Source organism: Acidobacteriota bacterium, from assembly GCA_030949985.1.
Taxonomy (GTDB): Bacteria; Acidobacteriota; Polarisedimenticolia; order J045; family J045; genus JALTMS01.
The window spans coordinates 72,898-91,197 of the sequence record JAUZRX010000017.1; the positions used below are offsets into that span (position 1 = coordinate 72,898).

Genomic DNA, 18,300 nt, shown 5'->3' on the forward strand with positions numbered 1-18,300 from the left:
GCCCATCGCCGGGGGTGAGGGGGGTGGGGTCGCCAGCGGCACACTTTACGGGGCGGGGCAGGGAGCGTCAACTCCGCGACACCCGGTCGGCCAAGGGGCAGACAGGGCGGGGGAAAGGACGCAAATTGACCCTGGTTCGTTTCTCCGGTCCAGGAAGTCCGGGGCAAGGGGTGGCGCGCCGCCGAGCGGGCGGCCTCCCGGGTCGGTCAACCCCTGGCCTTCAGCCGGCGCCTTGCCGCCGGGGGGGGCGTTACGTGGCCCTGGAGGTCCGTGATACCGGCGTGGGCATGGACGAGGAAACCTTGGCCCGGGTCTTCGACCCTTTCTTCTCCACCAAGGCCCTCGGGCGCGGTGCCGGACTCGGCCTGTCGAACGCCTACGGCATCGTGCGCCAGGGCGGCGATGACGTGCAGGTCTTCTCCCGGGTCGGCGAGGGGACGACCTCTCGGTTGCTCCTGCCCTTCTGCGCGGAGGCGCTCGAAGTCGCGCCCCGGCGACCGCCGACGCCCCGGCACGCCGAGGGGCACACGGTGGTGGTGGAAGACGAGCCCTCGGTGGCAGGGCTGATCGGTTGCGTACTCGAGGCAGGCGACTACCGGGTCGTGTGCTACCCCGACGGGGCGACGGCGGCGCTCGAGGGCCCGCAGGCACCGGCCTACGACCTGTTGATCCCGGACGTGGTGATGCCGGGGATCACCGGCCCGGAACTCGCCCGACGGTTCGGCGCCAGGCTGGCCGGCCGTCGCGTCCTGTTCCTGTCGGGTTGTGCGGACCCTGCGCGGATCGCTCACGGCTTCGAGGCCGGCCGTGTACCCCTGTTGCGCAAGCCCTTCTCCGCGGCCGCCCGGCTCGAGGCGGTCCATCGCGTGCTCTGCGGGAAGATCCTCGCATCACGCGCTTCCGACCTGTTGGGATCGGTCGACTCTGTCTTCAGGGGGCCGGCGCGCCGCGGATCAGATCCAGCAGGGCCGGGCCGAAGCGCTCGGCCTTGGTCGGGCCGATACCCTTGACCGCCAGCAACTCGGCCGCGGTGCGGGGGCGGGTGCAGGCCAGGGCGTCGAGTGTGCTGTCGTGGAGGATCCTGTAGGCGGGGATTCCGCGGCGGCGGGCTTCCTCCGCCCGCCAGGCCCGCAGGGCTTCCGCCAGCGGGGAGGCGCCGGCTCTTCGCCGCCGGCGGTCTTTCCGCCCGGGCTCGCGGGGCGGACCGGTGGCGGCGGCCGCCTGCCCGGACGGCAGGGCCAGCTCCGGTCGCCGGACGCCCCTCATCACCTCGGCGCCGATCTCCGTCAGGGCCAGCACGAACTGTCCCGGCCGGCCACCTTCCAGGGTGCGTCGTTCGATCAGCCCCGCATCGGCCAGGACACCGAGTAGTTTCTGGGCCTCGTCGACGCTCAACTCCGCCAGGCGTCCGTAGGTCGGCAGGCGATCGAGGCGCCGGACCAACAACTCCCTCGAGCGGCTGCCGGTGAGCATCTGGGCGATGCGCCGGGCGCCGAAGCGGCCCTCGAGGCGGGCCACCCCCGACAGGGCGACGCGCACCCGTCGATACTCCTCGTCGTCGAGGGGGCGGCCCCGGTGCCGGTGCCAGCCCAGGCAGTTGTCGCAGGTGCCGCACTGAAGGGCTCGACCGCCCTGGGCCGAGCCGGCGAAGTAGTCGTAGATGAACTGGGAGCGGCAGCCGGGGGAGAGGGCGTAGCGGATCATCGCCTCGAGACGCTCCCGGTCGCGTTCGGCCTTGGCTTGCTGGATGTCCAGGTCGAGGGGCAGGGGGCCATGGCCCGGCCGCACCCCGGCCAGATCGGCGGCCTGGCGCAGCAGGCGTACGGCGGTCTCCACCCCCGCCTCGTCGGCGCCCGGGAAGGCGGAGGGGGGCAGCTCGTCGTCCACTGTCGCCAGGTCGGCCCAGACCCGGCGGAAGAGGGCCGGGGAGGGGTTGGAAAGGGCGATGAAGAATTCCTGGGTCCGTACGTCGGCCCCGGAGTAGAGCAGCAGGCAGAGGGATGGTTTGCCGTCCCGGCCTGCCCGGCCCGCTTCCTGGTAGTAGGCCTCGACGCTGCCCGGCACCTCGACGTGGACCACGAAGCGGATGTCGGCTTTGTCGATGCCCATGCCGAAGGCGTTGGTCGCGGCGATCACCTCGAGCTCGCCGCCGGTGAAGGCTTCCTGAATGGCGTGACGCCGGGCGTCGGGCAGGCCGCCGTGATAGCAGTCGGCGCGCAGGCCCTGGGCGGTCAGCCACTGGGCCCAGCGTTCGGTGCTGCGGCGGGTCGCCGCGTAGATCAGCCCCGGCGTGCCGCACTCCCGCAGCACCCTCGAGACCACCACCTGCTTGTCGACCGTCCGTCCCACGCGCTCGACCCCGAGAGTCAGGTTGGGGCGCTCGAAGCCGGTGACCAACTCCAGGGGATCGCGGAGGGAGAGCTGGTCGATGATGTCCCGGCGGGTGCCGGGTGTGGCGGTGGCCGTGAAGGCCGAGACCGGAACGCCCAGGCGTTTTTTGAGGGGGCCCAGGCGCCGGTAGTCCGGCCTGAAGTCGTGGCCCCACTGGCTGATGCAGTGGGCCTCGTCCACGACCAGCCGGGCGACCCGGCAGCGGTCGAGCAGGGCGAGGAAGCCCTCGCTGGCCAGTCTTTCAGGAGCCACGTAGAGCAGGTTCAGCGCGCCCTCGGCCAGGGCCCGCCGCACGTCTCGCCGGGCCTCCCCCCCCTGGCCGGAATGGATCGCGGCGGCCGCGATGCCGGCGCCCGCCAGAGCGTCGACCTGGTCCTTCATCAGGGCGATCAGGGGCGAGACGACGAGAGTGACGCCATCGAGCAGGGCGGCGGGCAGTTGGTAGCACAGGGACTTGCCGGCCCCGGTGGGCATCACGGCCACCAGGTCCCGGCCGGCAAGAATCGCCGCCGCGGCCTCCCGCTGGCCGGGGCGGAAGGAGGCATGTCCGAAATGCCGATCCAGGCCGGCCGCGAGACGATCCCATGGCTCCATGTCGGGAGTCTATCGCAGACGGGGGAAGGCGCCGACGGCGTCGCCGGGGGGAGTCCCGGGCGGTAGAATCGGGGCTTGCCCGTCTGGAGGATCCATGGCCCGGGTGCCGATCCGCGTGTTGCTCGTCGACGATCACGGTCTCTTCCGCGAGGGGGTGCGGGCCCTGCTCGCCGCCCGCGACGAATTCGAGGTGGTCGGGGAGGCGGCGGACGGACGGGAGGCGATCGAGGCGGTGGCCGAGCAGCTTCCCGACGTGGTGCTGCTAGACATCGTCATGCCCCGGATGAACGGCATCGACGCGGCCCGCTGGATTCACGACCACCATCCCCGGAGCGAGATCGTCATCCTCACCGCTCATCACAACGAGGCCTATCAGCGCCAGGCCTTCGAGGCGGGGGCCCGGGGCTACCTGCTCAAGGCATGCTGCTTCGACGACCTGGTGGTGGCCCTGCGCCACGCCGCCCGGGGCGACTACTTCCTCGCCGGCGCCGCGGGGCGGGACATGGTGGCCGAGTACGTCTCGGCGGCGATCCAACGTCAGCGCCCCGGCGGCGTGATGACCCAGCGGGAGCGGGAGCTGGCGGTGCTCCTGGCCGACGGCTATTCCACCAAGGAGGCGGCGGCGGTGCTGAACATCTCGGCCAAGACCGCCGAGACCCACCGGGCGGCGATCATGCGCAAACTCGGCGCCCGTAATCTCGCGGATATCGTCAAGTACTGCATTCGCAATCACTTGATCCAGGTCTGAGCGTTTGCTCCTACAGCGTTTCCCCCGGGCGAACGGGGGAAAACACCTATGGAAGCGCAGGTCTTCCGGGTCTAGGCTTACCTGGTACGCGTCAAAGATTCGCCCCGGTGGCCGCCAGTGGCCGCGGGGCGTGTTCTCCCAGATGCGAGGAGGCTTGTGTCATGTCCAAGTACATCGAGACCCTGTTGAGTGATGTCAAGGCCAAGAACCCGGCGGAGCCGGAGTTCCACCAGGCCGTCGAAGAGGTCGCCGAGTCCCTGGCGGCCGTTTTCGACAAGCACCCCGAGTACCGCGCGGCCAAGGTGCTCGAACGGATCATCGAGCCCGAGCGGGTGATCATGTTCCGCGTCCCCTGGGTCGACGACCAGGGCAACGTGCAGATCAACCGGGGCTTCCGCATCGAGATGAACAGCGCCATCGGTCCCTACAAGGGCGGCCTGCGCTTCCATCCCTCGGTGAACCTGGGCATTCTCAAGTTCCTCGCCTTCGAGCAGGTCTTCAAGAACGCTCTGACCACCCTGCCCATGGGTGGCGGCAAGGGCGGTTCCGACTTCGATCCCAAGGGCAAGAGCGACAACGAGGTGATGCGCTTCTGCCAGAGCTTCATGAGCGAGCTCTACCGCCACATCGGTCCCAACACGGACGTTCCCGCCGGTGACATCGGCGTCGGCGGCCGCGAGATCGGCTTCCTCTTCGGTCAGTACAAGCGGCTGGCCAACGAATTCAGCGGTGTGCTCACCGGCAAGGGTCTGAACTGGGGCGGCTCCCTGATCCGGCCCGAGGCCACCGGCTACGGCGCGGTCTACTTCGCCGCCGAGATGCTCAACACCCGCAGCGAGACCCTCGAAGGCAAGACCTGCCTGGTCTCCGGCAGCGGCAACGTGGCCCAGTACACCGTCGAGAAGCTGCTCGACATGGGGGCCAAGCCGGTCACGCTCTCCGACTCCGGCGGCTACATCTACGACGAAGAGGGCATCGATCGCGACAAGCTGGCCTGGGTGATGGAGCTGAAGAACGTCCGTCGCGGCCGGATCAAGGAGTACGCCGAGCAATACAAGAGCGCCGTGTACACCCCGACGGATCCGAACCTCGACCACAACCCCCTGTGGGACCACAAGGCCCACTGCGCCTTCCCCAGCGCCACCCAGAACGAGATCAACGGCGTCGATGCCCGCAACCTGGTCAAGAACGGCGTCTACGTCGTCTCCGAGGGCGCCAACATGCCGACGACCCCCGAAGGCGTGGACCTCTTCATCGAGGAGAAGATCCTCTACGGCCCGGGTAAGGCGGCCAACGCCGGCGGCGTGGCGGTGTCGGGGCTGGAGATGGCCCAGAACTCCATGCGTTACGCCTGGACCCGGGAAGAAGTGGACAACCGCCTGCAGATGATCATGAAGGGTATCCACCAGGCCTGTATCGATGCTGCCGAGCGCTTCGGCACCCCCGGCAACTATGTCAACGGGGCCAACATCGCCGGCTTCCTCAAGGTCGCCGATACGATGATCGATCAGGGTATCGTCTGATCGAGAAAGCTTTCCGCCGACCGACAGGGGACGCCTTGCGGCGTCCCCTGTTGTTTGCGGCTGCTACAATTCCGGCGGGCCGGTTCTTCCCACGGCGCCGGAAGGGAAACCATGGAAGCCACGCCGAAGACGACCTTGCCGCCACGGATGCGAAGACTCGAGAGCCTCCAGGAGTTGATGCCCCGGCGGATTCAAAACATCCTTCTGGTCTCGAGCCTCTACGATTCGTTCATCCTCGAGCGGGATGGTCAGCTCACCGAACTCTTCCTCAGCGAATTCCTCGATCTCAACCTGCGGCACACTCCGGGGCTCCGGCATGTCTCGAGTGGTCGTGAGGCCCTGCAGGCCCTGGAGGAGGGACGCTTCAACCTGGTGATCACCTCGCTCAACGTCATCGATATGAACGCCCTCGAGCTGGCTCGCGAGGTCAAGGCGCGCACCGAGGACGTGCCGGTGATTCTGCTCGGCTACGACAGCCGTGAACTGAAAGACTTCGTCAGTCGTCACGACGTCTCCGACATCGAACGGGTCTTCCTCTACCAGGGAGACGTGCGGATCTTCCTGGCCATCGTCAAGTACATGGAAGACCGTCTCAACCTCGAGCACGATACGGCGGCCGGTGTGCAGGTCGTGATCCTGATCGAGGATTCGATTCGCTACTACTCTTCGTTCCTGCCGCTGATCTACGCCGAACTCTTCCGCCATTCTCACAGCGTGATCTCCGAGGGGGTCAACCTGACCCACAAGATCCTGCGCATGCGGGCGCGGCCGAAGATTCTGCTTTGCAGCAGTTTCGAGGAGGCCTGGGAGTACTTCTCGCGCTACAACGAAGTGATCCTCGGGGTGATCTCGGACATCGAGTTCCCTCATTGGGGTCGATTGCAACCCGATGCCGGGGTCGAGTTCGCCCGCAAGGTGCGCGAAGCGTGGCCGGACATTCCCGTGCTCTTGCAGTCTTCACGGCCGGAGAACCGGGTGCTGGCGGAGCAGGCCGGCACCTGTTTCGTACTCAAGGACTCGCCCACGCTGCTCAACGACCTGCGGGAGTTCATGGTCGACAACTTCGCCTTCGGCGATTTCGTCTTCCGTCTGCCCGACGGCACAGAGGTGGACCGGGCTCACAACCTGCGCTCTCTGCTGGAGAAACTGCGCACGGTGCCGGTCGAGTGCATCGGCTACCACGGTGAGCGCAACCACTTTTCCAACTGGCTCAAGGCGCGCACGGAATTCGCGCTGGCCGAAAAGCTGCGTCCCCGGAAGGTCTCCGATTTCGAGACCCTCGAAGACATCCGGACCAACTTGATCGAGGCCATCGAGGAGTACCGCCGGGAGCGGCAGAGCGGCGTGATCTCCGACTACGATCCCGACAGTTTCGATGCGCAGCATGGTTTCGCCCGGATCGGCGGCGGCTCGCTGGGCGGCAAGGCGCGGGGCCTGGCCTTCGTGCGCTACCTGCTCTACAACTACCCCGTCGACCGCCTTTTCGACGGCGTCGTGATTTCCGTACCGCCGGCGGTGGTGCTGGGTACCGACGTCTTCGATCGTTTTCTCGACGAGAACGACCTGCGGGACTTCGCCCTCCACTGCGACGACGACCACGCGTTGACCGAGCGCTTTCACGCCGCTTCTTTTCCGGAAGACGTGCGGCAGGACCTGGCCGCGTTTCTCGCAAGCGTGACCACGCCCCTTGCGGTGCGTTCGTCGAGCCTGCTCGAAGATTCTCAGTACCAGCCTTTCACCGGCGTCTATGAAACCTACATGCTTCCCAACGTCGAGGCGGATCCCGGCATTCGACTCGAGCGGCTGATCGCGGCGATCAAGCAGGTCTATCTCTCCACGTTCTCCTCCCAGGCCAAGGCCTACATGCGCGCCACGCCCTACCGCCTGGAAGAGGAGAAGATGGCGGTGATCGTGATGAAGGTCGTCGGTGAGCGTCACGGCGGGCGCTTCTACCCCGACTTCTCCGGTGTGGCCCGGTCCTACAACTTCTACCCCACGCCGCCTCTCGCCGCGGACGACGGCGTGGCGTCGGTGGCCCTGGGCATGGGGCGCATGGTGGTCGAGGGGGGCGCGGCCCTGCAGTTTTCTCCGCGCTTCCCCCGCCACGTGCTGCAACTCTCCTCGGCTCGCGACATGCTCGCCGGTTGCCAGCGCACCTTCTGGGCTCTCTCGCTCGAGGAAGAGACCGGCGCCTGCGCCTTCCGCGAGAAGGAATATGGTCTCGACGCGGCGGAGGAGGACGGCACCCTGGGCCGCCTGGGCTCGGTCTACTCACCGGAGAACGACGCGATCTACGACGGTATCTCCCGTCCGGGCGTGCGGCTGGTCAGTTTTGCCCCGGTGCTCAAGCACGGGGTCTTTCCCCTGGCGCAGATTCTCGAGATCCTGCTCGAGTTGGGAAGCTGGGGCATGAACTCTCCGGTGGAGATCGAGTTCGCCGTCAATCTCTCGGTTCCCCGGGGCGCTCCCCAGCAATTCGCCATGCTGCAGATGCGGCCCCTGGCCCTGGCCCGCGAGACCGAGGCCCTCGAGTTGGGGGACCCGTCCCCCGAGTCCCTGGTCTGCCGCAGCGACAACGTGCTGGGCAACGGCCGCTTCCGGGTCTTCGACCTGCTGGTGGTGGATGCCAACACCTATCGCCGGGAGGAGAGCCGGGCGGTGGCCGAGGCGGTGGCGCGGATGAACACCCGCCTGGTGGGGGAGGGGCGCTCCTATGTGCTGATCGGCGTGGGGCGGTGGGGCTCGAAGGACCCCTGGCTGGGCATCCCGGTCACCTGGGACCAGATTTCCGGGGCGCGAACCATTGTCGAGGCGAGCTTTCGGGACTTCCAGGTCGCCCCTTCCCAGGGGACCCACTTCTTTCAGAACCTGACTTCCTTCAACGTCGGTTACTTCACGGTCAACCAGGGCGGCGTCTCCTTCGTGGACTGGGACTGGCTCGCCCGGCAGAAGGCCGTGGTGGAAGAGGGGCCGGTAAGACTGCTGTCTTTCGACCAACCCCTGGTGGTCAAGATGAACGGCCGCCGGGGAGAGGGGTTGATCTCCCGGCCCGGCCAGGGCGACTAACCGAAGGCATTGACAGCTTATTTTACCGGGGAGTGGATCTCCCTCAGGGTGTAGCTTACTATTAAGTCAAACTCGGCTCGCGATGGCCACTCCGGAGGCGACCCCGTGGGAACGAAAAGCTTTTCTCTGTCGGCCAGGTGGACCTTGGTCTGCGTCTCGATCACGGTTGCCTGCATCGCGGGAGGGGTCGTCCGGGCCGACCATGACGAGTGCCTGGCCTGTCACGAAGACAGCGGGTTGACCCGGGACGATGGGCGGTCGGTCTACGTCGACGCCGGGCACTTCGAACAAAGCATCCACGCGGGCATGGAGTGCCTCGACTGCCACGACCAGGGTGCCGACTACGACGATCTGCCTCACTTCGCCGTCTATCGTCCGGTGGACTGTTCGAGCTGTCACGACGATGCGGTGAGGACCTTCGAGGGCAGCGTTCACGGTCGTGCGGTGGGGAGGGGCAAGCCCGGTGCGCCGGGCTGCGTGGACTGCCATGGCGCCGGTGGCGATGCGCACTACCTGCAGCCCCTGGATCCGCGGTCGGTGGAGCGGACCTGCCGGCGTTGCCACCAGGACCAGGCCGAGCGTTTCGACGGCAGCATCCACCGGCAGGCCCTGGCCGCGGGGCAGAACGCTCCGGGCTGCATCACCTGTCACCCGGTACACGCTTCCCAGGCGCCTCCGTCGGCGGGCGCGGTCGGCCGGCTTTGCGAGGCCTGCCACCAGGGAGCGATGGACGAACTGACGGCCAGCGGTCATCTCGGCCCCCTTCCCGCCGGGGGCGTGATCTCCTGTTCCTCGTGCCATGACGTGCATGGCGTGGTCAAGCCGACCCTCGACCAGGGCACCCTCGAGGCCTGCAGCCAATGCCACCCCAGCTACGACCGGCTCTTCGAGGGGTCGGTGCACGAGGCGATCTTCGCCTCGGGAGAGATGAACTGCCTGTCCTGCCACCGGGCGCACCAGGTCAAGGGGCCCCGTGAGGCCACGGGCTTCGGCTGCGGCCGCTGCCACCAGGAGGCCGAGGCGGCCTACCGCCGCAGCGCCCACCGCCACGCTCACCTGCAGGGCAGCCAGGTGGCGGCCGAGTGCGGTAGTTGCCACGGCGGCCACCACGTCCTGGCTCCGAGTGATCGGGACAGCCCGGTCAACCACTTCAACATCCCCAAGACCTGCGGTCACTGCCACACCGACGAGCCGGTGATCACCGAAGATTACGTTCGCCTGCCGGTGAGCCTGCCCAGCTACCTGCAGTCGATTCACGGCCAGGGTTGGCAGGACGGCGACATGACCGCTGTCTGCACCGACTGCCATGGAAGCCACGAGCTCTACGGTGCGGCCGATCCGGCCAGCACGGTGGCCCGCGAGAACCTGGCCAGGACCTGCGGCCAGTGCCACGCGGAGATCGCGGCGGTCTACGAGGGATCGGTGCACGGCAAGGCGCTCGCGCACGGGATCGGGGACGCCCCGTCCTGCACCGACTGCCACGATGAGCACCTGATCATGCCGGTGGACGACGATTGCTCGGCGGTCAGCCGCTCGCGCCAGGCCACCGAGACTTGCGGGCATTGCCACGAGGACGAGGAGATGAACGCCCGCTACGCCCTGGCTCCCAATGTGGTGGGCAGCTATCTCGACAGTTACCACGGCTGGGCGATCAAACGGAATTGCGAGGCGGCGGCCTCCTGCGAAGATTGCCATACCAGCCACGACATCCGCTCCCCCCTCGACCCCGACTCTTCGGTGCATCCGGACCACGTGGTGGCCACCTGCGGCCGTTGCCACGAGAACACCAACCCCGAGTTCGCCCGCTCCTACACCCACCTGGAGGCCGGTCGGGCGTGGCGGCCCCACGATTACGTGCGCTGGGTCTACATCTGGCTGATCGTACTGACCCTCGGTGGGATGGGGCTGCACAACCTGCTGATCTACGTCAAGGAACTCAGGGGGCACTATCGGCAGTACCATGCCCAACCCACCGTAGAGCGCATGACGCGCTCGGAGGTCCTCCAGCACCTGGTGCTGGCGCTGACCTTCTCGACCCTCGCTCTGACGGGCTTCGCGTTGCGCTTTCCCGATGCCTGGTGGGCCCAGGCGCTGAGTGCCGCGGGCATGAACGAGGGACTGCGACGCGTCATCCACCGGGTGTCCGCGGGGCTGATGGTGGCCGCTTCCCTGCTGCACATCGGTTACCTGCTGCTGACCCCGCGGGGCCGGAAGCTGCTGTGGGCGATGCTGCCGCGGCTTTCCGATCTGCGCGAGGCGGTGGGCAACGTCGCCTACTACCTGGGCCTGCGTCCGAAGCCCCCGGCCTTCGGCTACTTCGATTACACCCAGAAAGCCGAGTACTGGGCCCTGGTATGGGGGACGATCGTGATGAGCGTCACCGGCTTCGTGTTGATGTTCCCCGATCTGTCCACCGAGTACGTGCCCGCCTGGGTCGTGCGCGTCTGCGAGACCGTGCACTTCTACGAGGCGATCCTGGCGGTCGGCGCGATCATCGTCTGGCACCTGTTCTTCACCGTATTCGTCCCCCGCGAATATCCCATGAGCTGGATCTGGATCAGTGGGCGGATGCCCCGCAAGGACTTCGAGCACCATCACCCCCGCGGCGACCTGTAGGGCGCGTTCCGATGGCGTCGCGGGGCGCGGGGCCGGGTCAGCGGATCTCGACGGAAATGCAGGTGTCGCCGACCTCGATCGCGTCGACCACGTCCATCCCCTCGACCACCCGGCCGAAGACGGTGTAGCGGCCGTCGAGGTGGGGCGTGGGAACGTGAGTGATGAAGATCTGGCAGCCGCCGGTGTCGGGGCCGGCGTTGGGCATCCCCACGGTGCCCCGTTCGTAGGGCAGGGGGTTGATCTCGTCGCGCAGGAAAACGCCGCCGGTGCCCCATCCGTCGCCCCGGGGATCGAGGCCCTGGATCACGAAACCCGAGACCACCCTGTGGAACGGAAGACCGTCGTAGAAGCCCCGGCGGGCGAGGGTGGTGAAGTTCTTCACGTGACGCGGCGCCTGTTCGCGCAGCAGCTCGATGACGATCCGGCCGCGGCTGGTTTCGAGCAGGGCCCGCGGGTTCTCCCGTTCGCTGCCGAAGTCCTCCCCGGCGACGAGACGCACCGAAGAGGGTTTGCCGATCCGCTCGCCCGTCGCGGCGGGCAGGCCGCCCAGTTCCCGCGCCAGCGCGGCCACGGCCGGTGAGGGGTCGGCGGCGGCGGTGACGAAGAAGTCATGGGCCCGTGCGCCGGCCAGGGCCTTGGCGGTGCGCAGGGCTTCGCGGCGGACTTCCACGTCGGCGTCTCCCGTCGCGGCGGCGAAACAGGCGCGCACCGCGGCCAGGTCCTCGGCCTTGCCGTGGCGGGCGAGCAGGCTCAGCGCCGTCCCGCGCAGAGCCAGGTCGTTCTTCTCGAGGGCTTCGAGCAACCACCGGCGGCGCTGATCGCCGACCCGGTCGAATTTCTGTTCGTCCAGCGCTTCGATGGCCTGGGCGGCCACCAGGGGGTCGGCGTCGTTGCGCAGCCGGTCGAGCAGCCGCAGGGCGGCGGGTAACTCGAGGCGGGCGGCGGCCCGGGCCGCCGCGGCCCGCTGCCAGCGGTCGGGGCTGATCGCCCAGCGGGCCACCTCCGGGGTTCCCGGATCCCGCAGTCCCGCTCCGCGTTCGAGGGCCTTGGCGCGCACCATGCGCGAGCCGTCGGCCAGGGCGCGGGCCAGTACCCCCGGCGGAAGCTGCGGCAGGGAGACGATGGCCAGCCGCAGATGGAAGCTCTTGCTGTTGCGGTGCCGGACGAAGGCCTGGGCCAGCGCTTTGCGAACCTCCTTGTCGGGCATCCGCCCCAGGACCGTCGCCGCGGCCGCCGCCACGTGGGGCGAGGCGTCATCGAGCAGGGGCGACAGCGCCCGCGAGACCCTCTCGGCGATCGCCGGCTCGGCCTCGAGCCGCCGTCCCAGGCCGCGGACGGCGAAGATGCGGGCGCGGTCGTCGGGGTCGGCGCAGGCGTCGAGGAGGAGGTTGGTGGCGCCGGGCAGGGAGATCTGTTCGAGGGTGTAGACGGCCCACCAGCGCAGTTCGGCGTCCGTGTCCTGGCGCAGCTTCGACAGGGCTTCGAGGAGAGTGGCGGCCGCGGTCGCCTCGAGGGGGGCCGGCGGATCGGCACGTCGCCCGTGAAGGCGCACGAGGGCCGCCAGGGCCGCCCGGCGCACCGCCGGGGCGGGATCTTCGAGGCGCTCGATGAACAGGGCGCTGCGCTGCATACCGATCTTGCCCAGGGCCTCGAGGATGCGCGCCCGCAACGCTGCCGTCGTGCGCTTTTCGAGCTCCAGCAGCGGGTCGGTGGCCCGGGGATCGGCGATCTGCCCCAGGGCGAAGATCATCTCCCCGGCGGCCCGGGAGTCGTCCTCCGTCCCCAGCCGTTCGAGGAGCGGGGCGACCAGGGACCCGGCCCGGACCCGCCCCATGCCGCGGGCGGCCAGGCCGCGGAGCCGGGGGTCGCGATGGGTGAGCCAGGGCGCCCAGGCCTGGGGGTCGTCCACCCGTCGGTCTTCCAGTGCGGCGACGCGGGAGAGGTCCTCGAGGGACGGGGTGGGGGTGCAGCCGAGAGCGGCGAGGGTGGCGAGCAGCAGGCAAGATGGCATCCAGCGGGACATGGCGCGGATTATAGGCGCAGGCGTCCCGCCGGAGACCGGCGATGACCTCGGCGTCCCTTTTCGACACGCACAACCACCTGCTCTACGGCGAGCTGGGAGCCGATCCGGACGCGGCCTGGCACCGGGCCCGGCGGGCTGGCGTGACCCGGGCCCTCCTGATCGGCATCGACGCCGATTCCGCCGAGGCCGTCGCGGCCTACGTCGCTTCCCGCGAGGGGCTCTTCGCCGCGGTGGGTATTCATCCCAACGAGACCGCCGACGCCGACGAATCGGCCTGGCGCCGGATCCTCGCCCTGGCCGCCGATCCCAAGGTGGTGGCCCTGGGCGAGACCGGGCTCGACCTGCACTGGAAGCGGGTGCCCCTGGGTGTGCAGGTGGCGTGGCTCGAACGGCACGCGGAGGCGGCCCTCGAGGCCGATCTGCCCCTGGTGCTGCACCTCCGGGAGGCCTGGCCCGCCGCCCGTGAGGCCCTGGCTCCCTACGCAGCGCGGGGTCTGCGTGCGGTGCTGCACTGCTTCGGCGGCACCGAGCGCGATCTCGAGCCCTTCCTCGGCTGGGGCTGGCCGATCTCCTTTGCGGGCAACCTGACCTATCCCGGCTCCGGGGCCTTGCGCCGGGCCGCCGCGCGGGTGCCGCTCGACCAGCTGCTGGTGGAGACCGACGCGCCGTGGCTGGCTCCCGTCCCTTGCCGCGGCCGGGTCAACGAGCCGGCCTTCGTGGTGCACACCGCCCGCCGACTGGCGGAAATCCTCGGCCGGACGTACGAGGAGGTCGCCGAGGCGACCTCCCGTAATGCTCTTCGTTTTTTCCGTATCGAGCCGTGATCAGGCTTCCGCGCTGACCACCGCCGGCAGGGCGGGCGCTTCGAGGTAGGCCGAGATCCTGGCCTCGAAGGAGATCTTCAGTTCGAAGCTGCCCGGCGTGACGGCCGGCTCCGCGGTGGGGGCCCCCGCCAGGGGCGTCGTGGCGGCTGCGGGGGCCGGAGCCGGGGACGCGTCCCGGGTGAAGGCGCCGAAGATGTCGAGGATGTTCCGCGTGAAACCATCGAAGAGTCGGTTCAGGCGGCCGAAGAGATCCTGGAGCGGATCGGACTCCGGAACCGGCGAGGGGGTGACCCCTTCGGGGAGCACCGGCTGGGGATCGGCCGGGGCCACCATCCCGGTCGCCGGCGTGGCGGCCGCCACCTCGCCGGGTGTCGCGGATACCACCGGCGTCGTGGTGGCCGGGGCGGCCGTCGCCGGGTCGGTGCTCACGGGCGCGGCAGCGGGCGTTCCCGGATCGAGGGGCCGGCCCGAGAAGAGCCCCGCCAGGCCGGAGAGGAACTCGCCGAAGACGCTGCCGAGTTCCCGGGTCAGGCCGTCGGCGCCCATGCCGGACCGGGTCGACAAGCCCTCGAGCTTGAACTGGAGCTTCATCTCGAAGGACTGCTGGATCTTGAAGCTGGCCTCACGCTTCTCGTCGTCGGCCTCGCTGCGCTCGAGTTCGGCTTCGATCTCGCGCTTGAACTTGAAGGAAATCTTCGCTCCCTCTTCCCGCAGGCGAACCTTGAAGCCGAGCTTGTCCTCTTCGTGATCGTCGTTTTCGAAGAGCTTGAACTGGATCTTCAGCTCGGCGGCACGCTCCAGCAAGCGATCGAGGTCGCCCTCCCCGTTTGCCGGCGCCGCCGGAAGCGGCTGGTCGGTGGGCTGGGGCAGGACGGGTTGGGGGGTGCCCCCGACCTGCAGGGACGCGTCGTTCGGCTGGGCCGATCGCAGGGGAGGGGTCGTCGATGGTGTCGTCGGGTTCAGGGCCAGGCTAGCGATGTTCATCCGTCTCTCCTCCCGATGGCTCCGCAACCACCGGCGTGTCACAGCAACAGATCGGCCGGAGGCGGGTGGACTTGACGGCGAATTTTAAGCGAAAGCTGGAATGTCCCGGCGTCGCGGTCAGCGGGCCCGCAGCGTGATCTCGAGCTGGATCTCCTCTTCCCCCCGCAGCAGGGTCAGGCGCACCTTCTGTCCCGGGCGGCTGGCCCGGATCCGTTCGGTATAGCCCCGCAGGTCGTTCACCGGCTGGTCGTCCCAGCCGATGATCACGTCGCCGGGAGCCAGGCCGGCCTCGGTGGCGGCCGAGTCGGCCATCACCTCGTCGATGCGGACACCGGGACCCTTGAAGGCGAAGTCCGGCAGGGTTCCCAGGGTGGCCTTGCGGGCGGCCGGTTTCGCCGCCGCGGCGGCGGCCGGCCGGGAGCTTGCCGAGGCCCCGGTGAAGTGCAGCGCTTCACTGCGGCCGGCCAGGTAGGATAGGGTCTCGCGAGTCACTTCCACCACGCGTCCGAGACCCGCGGCGTCGATCTTGTCCGCCGTGTCCGTGGGCCGGTGGTAGTCGGCATGGGCCCCGGAGAACAACTGCACCCCGGGGATCCCCGCCTCGATGCAGGCGACCTGGTCGGAGCTGTCCAGGGGCTCGGCGGCCATCTCGATCGGTACCCCGGTGGTGTAGCCCACGCCCATGAAGAGGTACTTCCACTCCCGGGCCGATTCGGCGCCGATGACCAGCAGGGGGTCGTCACCGAGGCGTCCGACCGTGTCCAGGTTCACGCAGGCGAAGGGCCTGACGGCTTCACCGAGGGAGGCCACCATGTGCCGCGATCCCACGCCCCCGAACTCTTCCCCGGTGACCACGGCCACCAGGATCGGCCGGGCGGGAGGCGGGGCGGCGGCCAGCAGCCGGGCCACCTCCAGCAGCACGGCCACGCCGGAGGCGTTGTCGTCGGCGCCCGGGTGGATCTGCCCCTCGTTGCCCGCGCGCACATCGGGCCCGCCCCGACCCAGGTGATCGAGATGGGCCATCAGGATCACGGGCTGGTGGGCGAGGGCCGGGTCGCTGCCTTCGATACGGCCCAGGAGGTTGACCGCCTCCACCCGGCGGGCCGGGGTACCGACCTGGGCGACGAAGCTCTGGCGGTAGCCGTCGCCGCCCGCCGGTGCGAGGCCGATCGCCTCGAACCTCTTCTCGACCCAGGCGGTGGCTTCCGCCAGCCCCGGGCTGCCCATGCCGCGTCCTTCGAGGGCGGGGGCGGCGAGGAACTCGACGGCCTTCACCATCGCCGTGCTCTCCACCGCCGGGGGGAGGGTGGCCAGGGGCTCGCGTCGGGGGAACCGGGCGCGGGGTGCGCCTTCTTCGAGGAAATACACCAGCGGTGACCGCAGGGGGGTCCACAGGCCCTTGCCCACGTTGGACGGTTCGTCGCCGGCGAAGGCGAGCCACGAGTAGCGGGTGTAGTGGGGCAACTTGCGGGCCAAGCCCGCGATGGCCTCCACCGGATCCGCCGCGATCCAGGCGGCGGCGACGGCCGGGTCCTCCGGGCGTCGGGCCACGAGTACCAGGCTGTGGCCGCTGAGGGGCAAACGCTGGTCCCGGACCCGAATGCCGCTCTCATCCAGGCTGACGCCCTGTTCGGCCAGGGTGGCGGCCAGGGGCGGGCCGAAGCGGTTGTCGCGCCCGAGCACCCACACCGTTCCCGCCGGCAGGGCGTCGATGTCTTCGTCGAGCAGGAAGCGGGGTTCGGTGTCCGGCCCCTGCCAGTTTCCGGCCAGCTCGCGCCAGGCCCTCAACTCGGCCTCGTCGGCCCCGGCGGGAAGGATGTAGGTCGGGCTCTTGTCTCCCATCAGGGTGCTCAGGGCCGGGGGCACCTCGAGGGGGTCGAGGCGGCGCATCACGTCGAAGAGAGGATCCACGTCCACGCGCAGCGGGCGCGAGGGGCAGTCGATTTCGAAGACGATTTCCCGTTGGTTGGTTTCTTCCCATGCCACCAGGGCCTCTTCCCGGCCTGCGAGGGTGACGTAGACCGGCACGGCGAAGGGAAAGGGCTCTTCAGCCTGGACCTGCCGCAGCCGCACGACCAGGTGCCATGGCTCTCCCGGCTGCGCGGGGGCCGTGGCCTCGACCCCGTCGATCTTCAATGCCGCCGCTCCGCTGCGTTCGATCCACGAGCGGAAGAAGGGTTTCCAGTAGATGCCGGTCTCGGCGGTCATGATTCCGGAGATGTGGTCGAAGGTGGCCCGCTCGAAGGTCATCGTCTGGGCGAAGCGCCGCAGGGCCGCGCCGAACAGGTCGTCGCGCAGGATCTGGCGCGCCATGTGGAAGAGCATCAGGCTCTTGCCATAGCCCACCGCCTCGGAGGCCGCCGAATGTCGCGAGCGAAACGTCACCAGGGGCTTGTCTTCACCGCCCCGCACCATGTCGGTGAACTTCTTCAGCGTCGAGCGGCGATAGAGCGCGTCTTCTCCCCGCTGTTCGGCCAGCAGGTGGTCGGCCATGTAAGCCGTCAGCCCCTCGCACCAGTTGCCCAGGGCCGCGTCGACGTAGACCGAATTGCCCCACCAGTTGTGGAGAATCTCGTGGGGATAGGACGAGGTGAGGATCCACGGGAAGCGGATGATGCGCGAGCCGAGCAGGGTGAAGCCCGGCATCCCGTAACCGGTCTCCCAGAAGTTCTCCACCAGGGAGAAGCTGGGATAGGGAAAGGGCGGCAGCACCTGCTCGTACATCTCCAGGTAGCGGCGGGTGGCTTGCAGGTAGCGGTCGGCCAGGGCCCCGTCGGGGGTGCGCAGAAAGGCCAGGATCTCCGTCTTGCCGTGGCGCGCGCCATACTCGGTCCAGGGGCCCGCCACCAGGTAGACCTCTTCGGTGGGAGAGGGGCAGTCCCAGACGGTGGTCCAGCGACCCTTCGAGTCCTTCTCGTGGCGCGTGCGGCCTCCTTGGCTGACCACGTCCCAGCCTTGCGGCAGTTCCCGGGCTTCCAGGCGGAAGGTCAGCAGTGCGTCGTCCAGGCGCGGCACCCAGAGGCTCGATCCGGCCAGGAAGACCCCCTCGGCGCCGATCAGTCCCGGGGTTTCCGCGAAGCTGCGCTGGTACTCCTCGCCCACCTGCTCGAGGGGATGGTGAATCGCGCCCTCCCACTCGAGGGTCACCGGGCCCCCGGTCCCGGCGTCACGCACGAGCCGGTAGGCCGTCAGGGGCACCTGCGCCCCTTCGGCGCCGGCGAAGCCTTCGGGGACCTGGTCGAGGGTTTCGAGGTGCCAGCCCTCCGAGCGGCAGCGGAGCTCGAGACCTTCGTGCAGCACCAGGGTCACCCCGTCGGCGGCCGCGGCGAATGGCGCGGCGCCCAGGGTCATCTCGTCGCGGACGAAGATGCGGTGGGTCGGGGGATCGAGACGCACCTGGAGGTCGTGGTGCACAAGGTCCGCCGCGGTGGCGGCGAGGGAAAGGGCGCCGGTGGCGAGCACCCCCAACAGGGGCAGGAATCGGAGACGGTCGATCATGGAAACTCCCGGGTTCATCAGCGCAGGACAGTG

10 protein-coding genes are annotated in these 18,300 nt (G+C 69.0%); 6 read left to right on the plus strand and 4 right to left on the minus strand.

Annotation, left to right across the window (positions count from 1 at the left end):
- The first annotated feature begins 254 nt into the window (after nt 1-254).
- Nucleotides 255-1,010, plus strand: coding sequence for a response regulator (locus Q9Q40_03960; protein ID MDQ7006363.1), 756 nt, complete (start codon nt 255-257; stop codon nt 1,008-1,010).
- Here the strand turns inward: Q9Q40_03960 and Q9Q40_03965 are convergent.
- Nucleotides 931-2,985, minus strand: coding sequence for an ATP-dependent DNA helicase RecQ (locus tag Q9Q40_03965; protein MDQ7006364.1), 2,055 nt, complete (start codon nt 2,983-2,985; stop codon nt 931-933). The genes Q9Q40_03960 and Q9Q40_03965 overlap by 80 nt on opposite strands.
- Before the next feature lie 94 nt (nt 2,986-3,079).
- On the opposite strand from Q9Q40_03965, the gene Q9Q40_03970 reads away from it, so the two are divergent.
- The 4 genes from Q9Q40_03970 to Q9Q40_03985 all read left to right on the plus strand — a co-directional run bounded on the left by Q9Q40_03970 (nt 3,080) and on the right by Q9Q40_03985 (nt 10,938).
- Nucleotides 3,080-3,733 (plus strand): response regulator transcription factor, encoded by a 654-nt coding sequence (locus Q9Q40_03970; protein MDQ7006365.1) that lies wholly within the window; start codon nt 3,080-3,082, stop codon nt 3,731-3,733.
- A gap of 161 nt (nt 3,734-3,894) precedes the next feature.
- The gene (gene gdhA, locus Q9Q40_03975) at nt 3,895-5,256 is read left to right on the plus strand and encodes an NADP-specific glutamate dehydrogenase (protein ID MDQ7006366.1); all 1,362 of its coding nucleotides are present in this window, start codon (nt 3,895-3,897) and stop codon (nt 5,254-5,256) included.
- Between the two features lie 111 nt (nt 5,257-5,367).
- The gene (locus Q9Q40_03980) at nt 5,368-8,322 is read left to right on the plus strand and encodes a DUF5752 family protein (GenBank protein ID MDQ7006367.1); all 2,955 of its coding nucleotides are present in this window, start codon (nt 5,368-5,370) and stop codon (nt 8,320-8,322) included.
- A 105-nt stretch (nt 8,323-8,427) separates the two neighbouring features.
- On the plus strand, nt 8,428-10,938 hold the full coding sequence (locus tag Q9Q40_03985) for a cytochrome c3 family protein (protein MDQ7006368.1): 2,511 nt from the start codon (nt 8,428-8,430) through the stop codon (nt 10,936-10,938).
- A 37-nt stretch (nt 10,939-10,975) separates the two neighbouring features.
- Here the strand turns inward: Q9Q40_03985 and Q9Q40_03990 are convergent, their stop codons facing one another.
- Entirely contained in the window at nt 10,976-12,961 is a 1,986-nt protein-coding gene (locus tag Q9Q40_03990) for a peptidylprolyl isomerase (protein ID MDQ7006369.1), read from the minus strand.
- A gap of 41 nt (nt 12,962-13,002) precedes the next feature.
- Between Q9Q40_03990 and Q9Q40_03995 the strand changes: the two genes are divergently transcribed.
- A complete protein-coding gene (locus tag Q9Q40_03995) occupies nt 13,003-13,785 on the plus strand; it encodes a TatD family hydrolase (protein MDQ7006370.1) in 783 nt (260 codons plus the stop codon).
- Here Q9Q40_03995 and Q9Q40_04000 read toward each other — a convergent pair whose 3' ends face one another.
- Nucleotides 13,786-14,769 carry a hypothetical protein gene (locus tag Q9Q40_04000; GenBank protein ID MDQ7006371.1) on the minus strand — a complete coding sequence of 328 codons (984 nt, stop codon included), beginning with the start codon at nt 14,767-14,769 and terminating at the stop codon, nt 13,786-13,788.
- A 117-nt stretch (nt 14,770-14,886) separates the two neighbouring features.
- Nucleotides 14,887-18,267: a M20/M25/M40 family metallo-hydrolase gene (locus Q9Q40_04005; GenBank protein MDQ7006372.1), complete on the minus strand. Its 3,381-nt coding sequence runs from the start codon at nt 18,265-18,267 to the stop codon at nt 14,887-14,889.
- Between the last annotated feature and the right edge of the window lie 33 nt (nt 18,268-18,300).

Excerpts from the sequence above, each read along its gene's own strand:
- Q9Q40_03995 (MDQ7006370.1), top strand. The coding sequence starts at position 13,003 with ATGACCTCGGCGTCCCTTTTCGACACGCACAACCACCTGCTCTACGGC.
- Q9Q40_04005 (MDQ7006372.1), bottom strand. The coding sequence starts at position 18,267 with ATGATCGACCGTCTCCGATTCCTGCCCCTGTTGGGGGTGCTCGCCACC.
- Q9Q40_03980 (MDQ7006367.1), top strand. The coding sequence starts at position 5,368 with ATGGAAGCCACGCCGAAGACGACCTTGCCGCCACGGATGCGAAGACTC.
- Q9Q40_03970 (MDQ7006365.1), top strand. The coding sequence starts at position 3,080 with ATGGCCCGGGTGCCGATCCGCGTGTTGCTCGTCGACGATCACGGTCTC.
- Q9Q40_04000 (MDQ7006371.1), bottom strand. The coding sequence starts at position 14,769 with ATGAACATCGCTAGCCTGGCCCTGAACCCGACGACACCATCGACGACC.
- Q9Q40_03965 (MDQ7006364.1), bottom strand. The coding sequence starts at position 2,985 with ATGGAGCCATGGGATCGTCTCGCGGCCGGCCTGGATCGGCATTTCGGA.
- Q9Q40_03990 (MDQ7006369.1), bottom strand. The coding sequence starts at position 12,961 with ATGTCCCGCTGGATGCCATCTTGCCTGCTGCTCGCCACCCTCGCCGCT.
- gdhA (MDQ7006366.1), top strand. The coding sequence starts at position 3,895 with ATGTCCAAGTACATCGAGACCCTGTTGAGTGATGTCAAGGCCAAGAAC.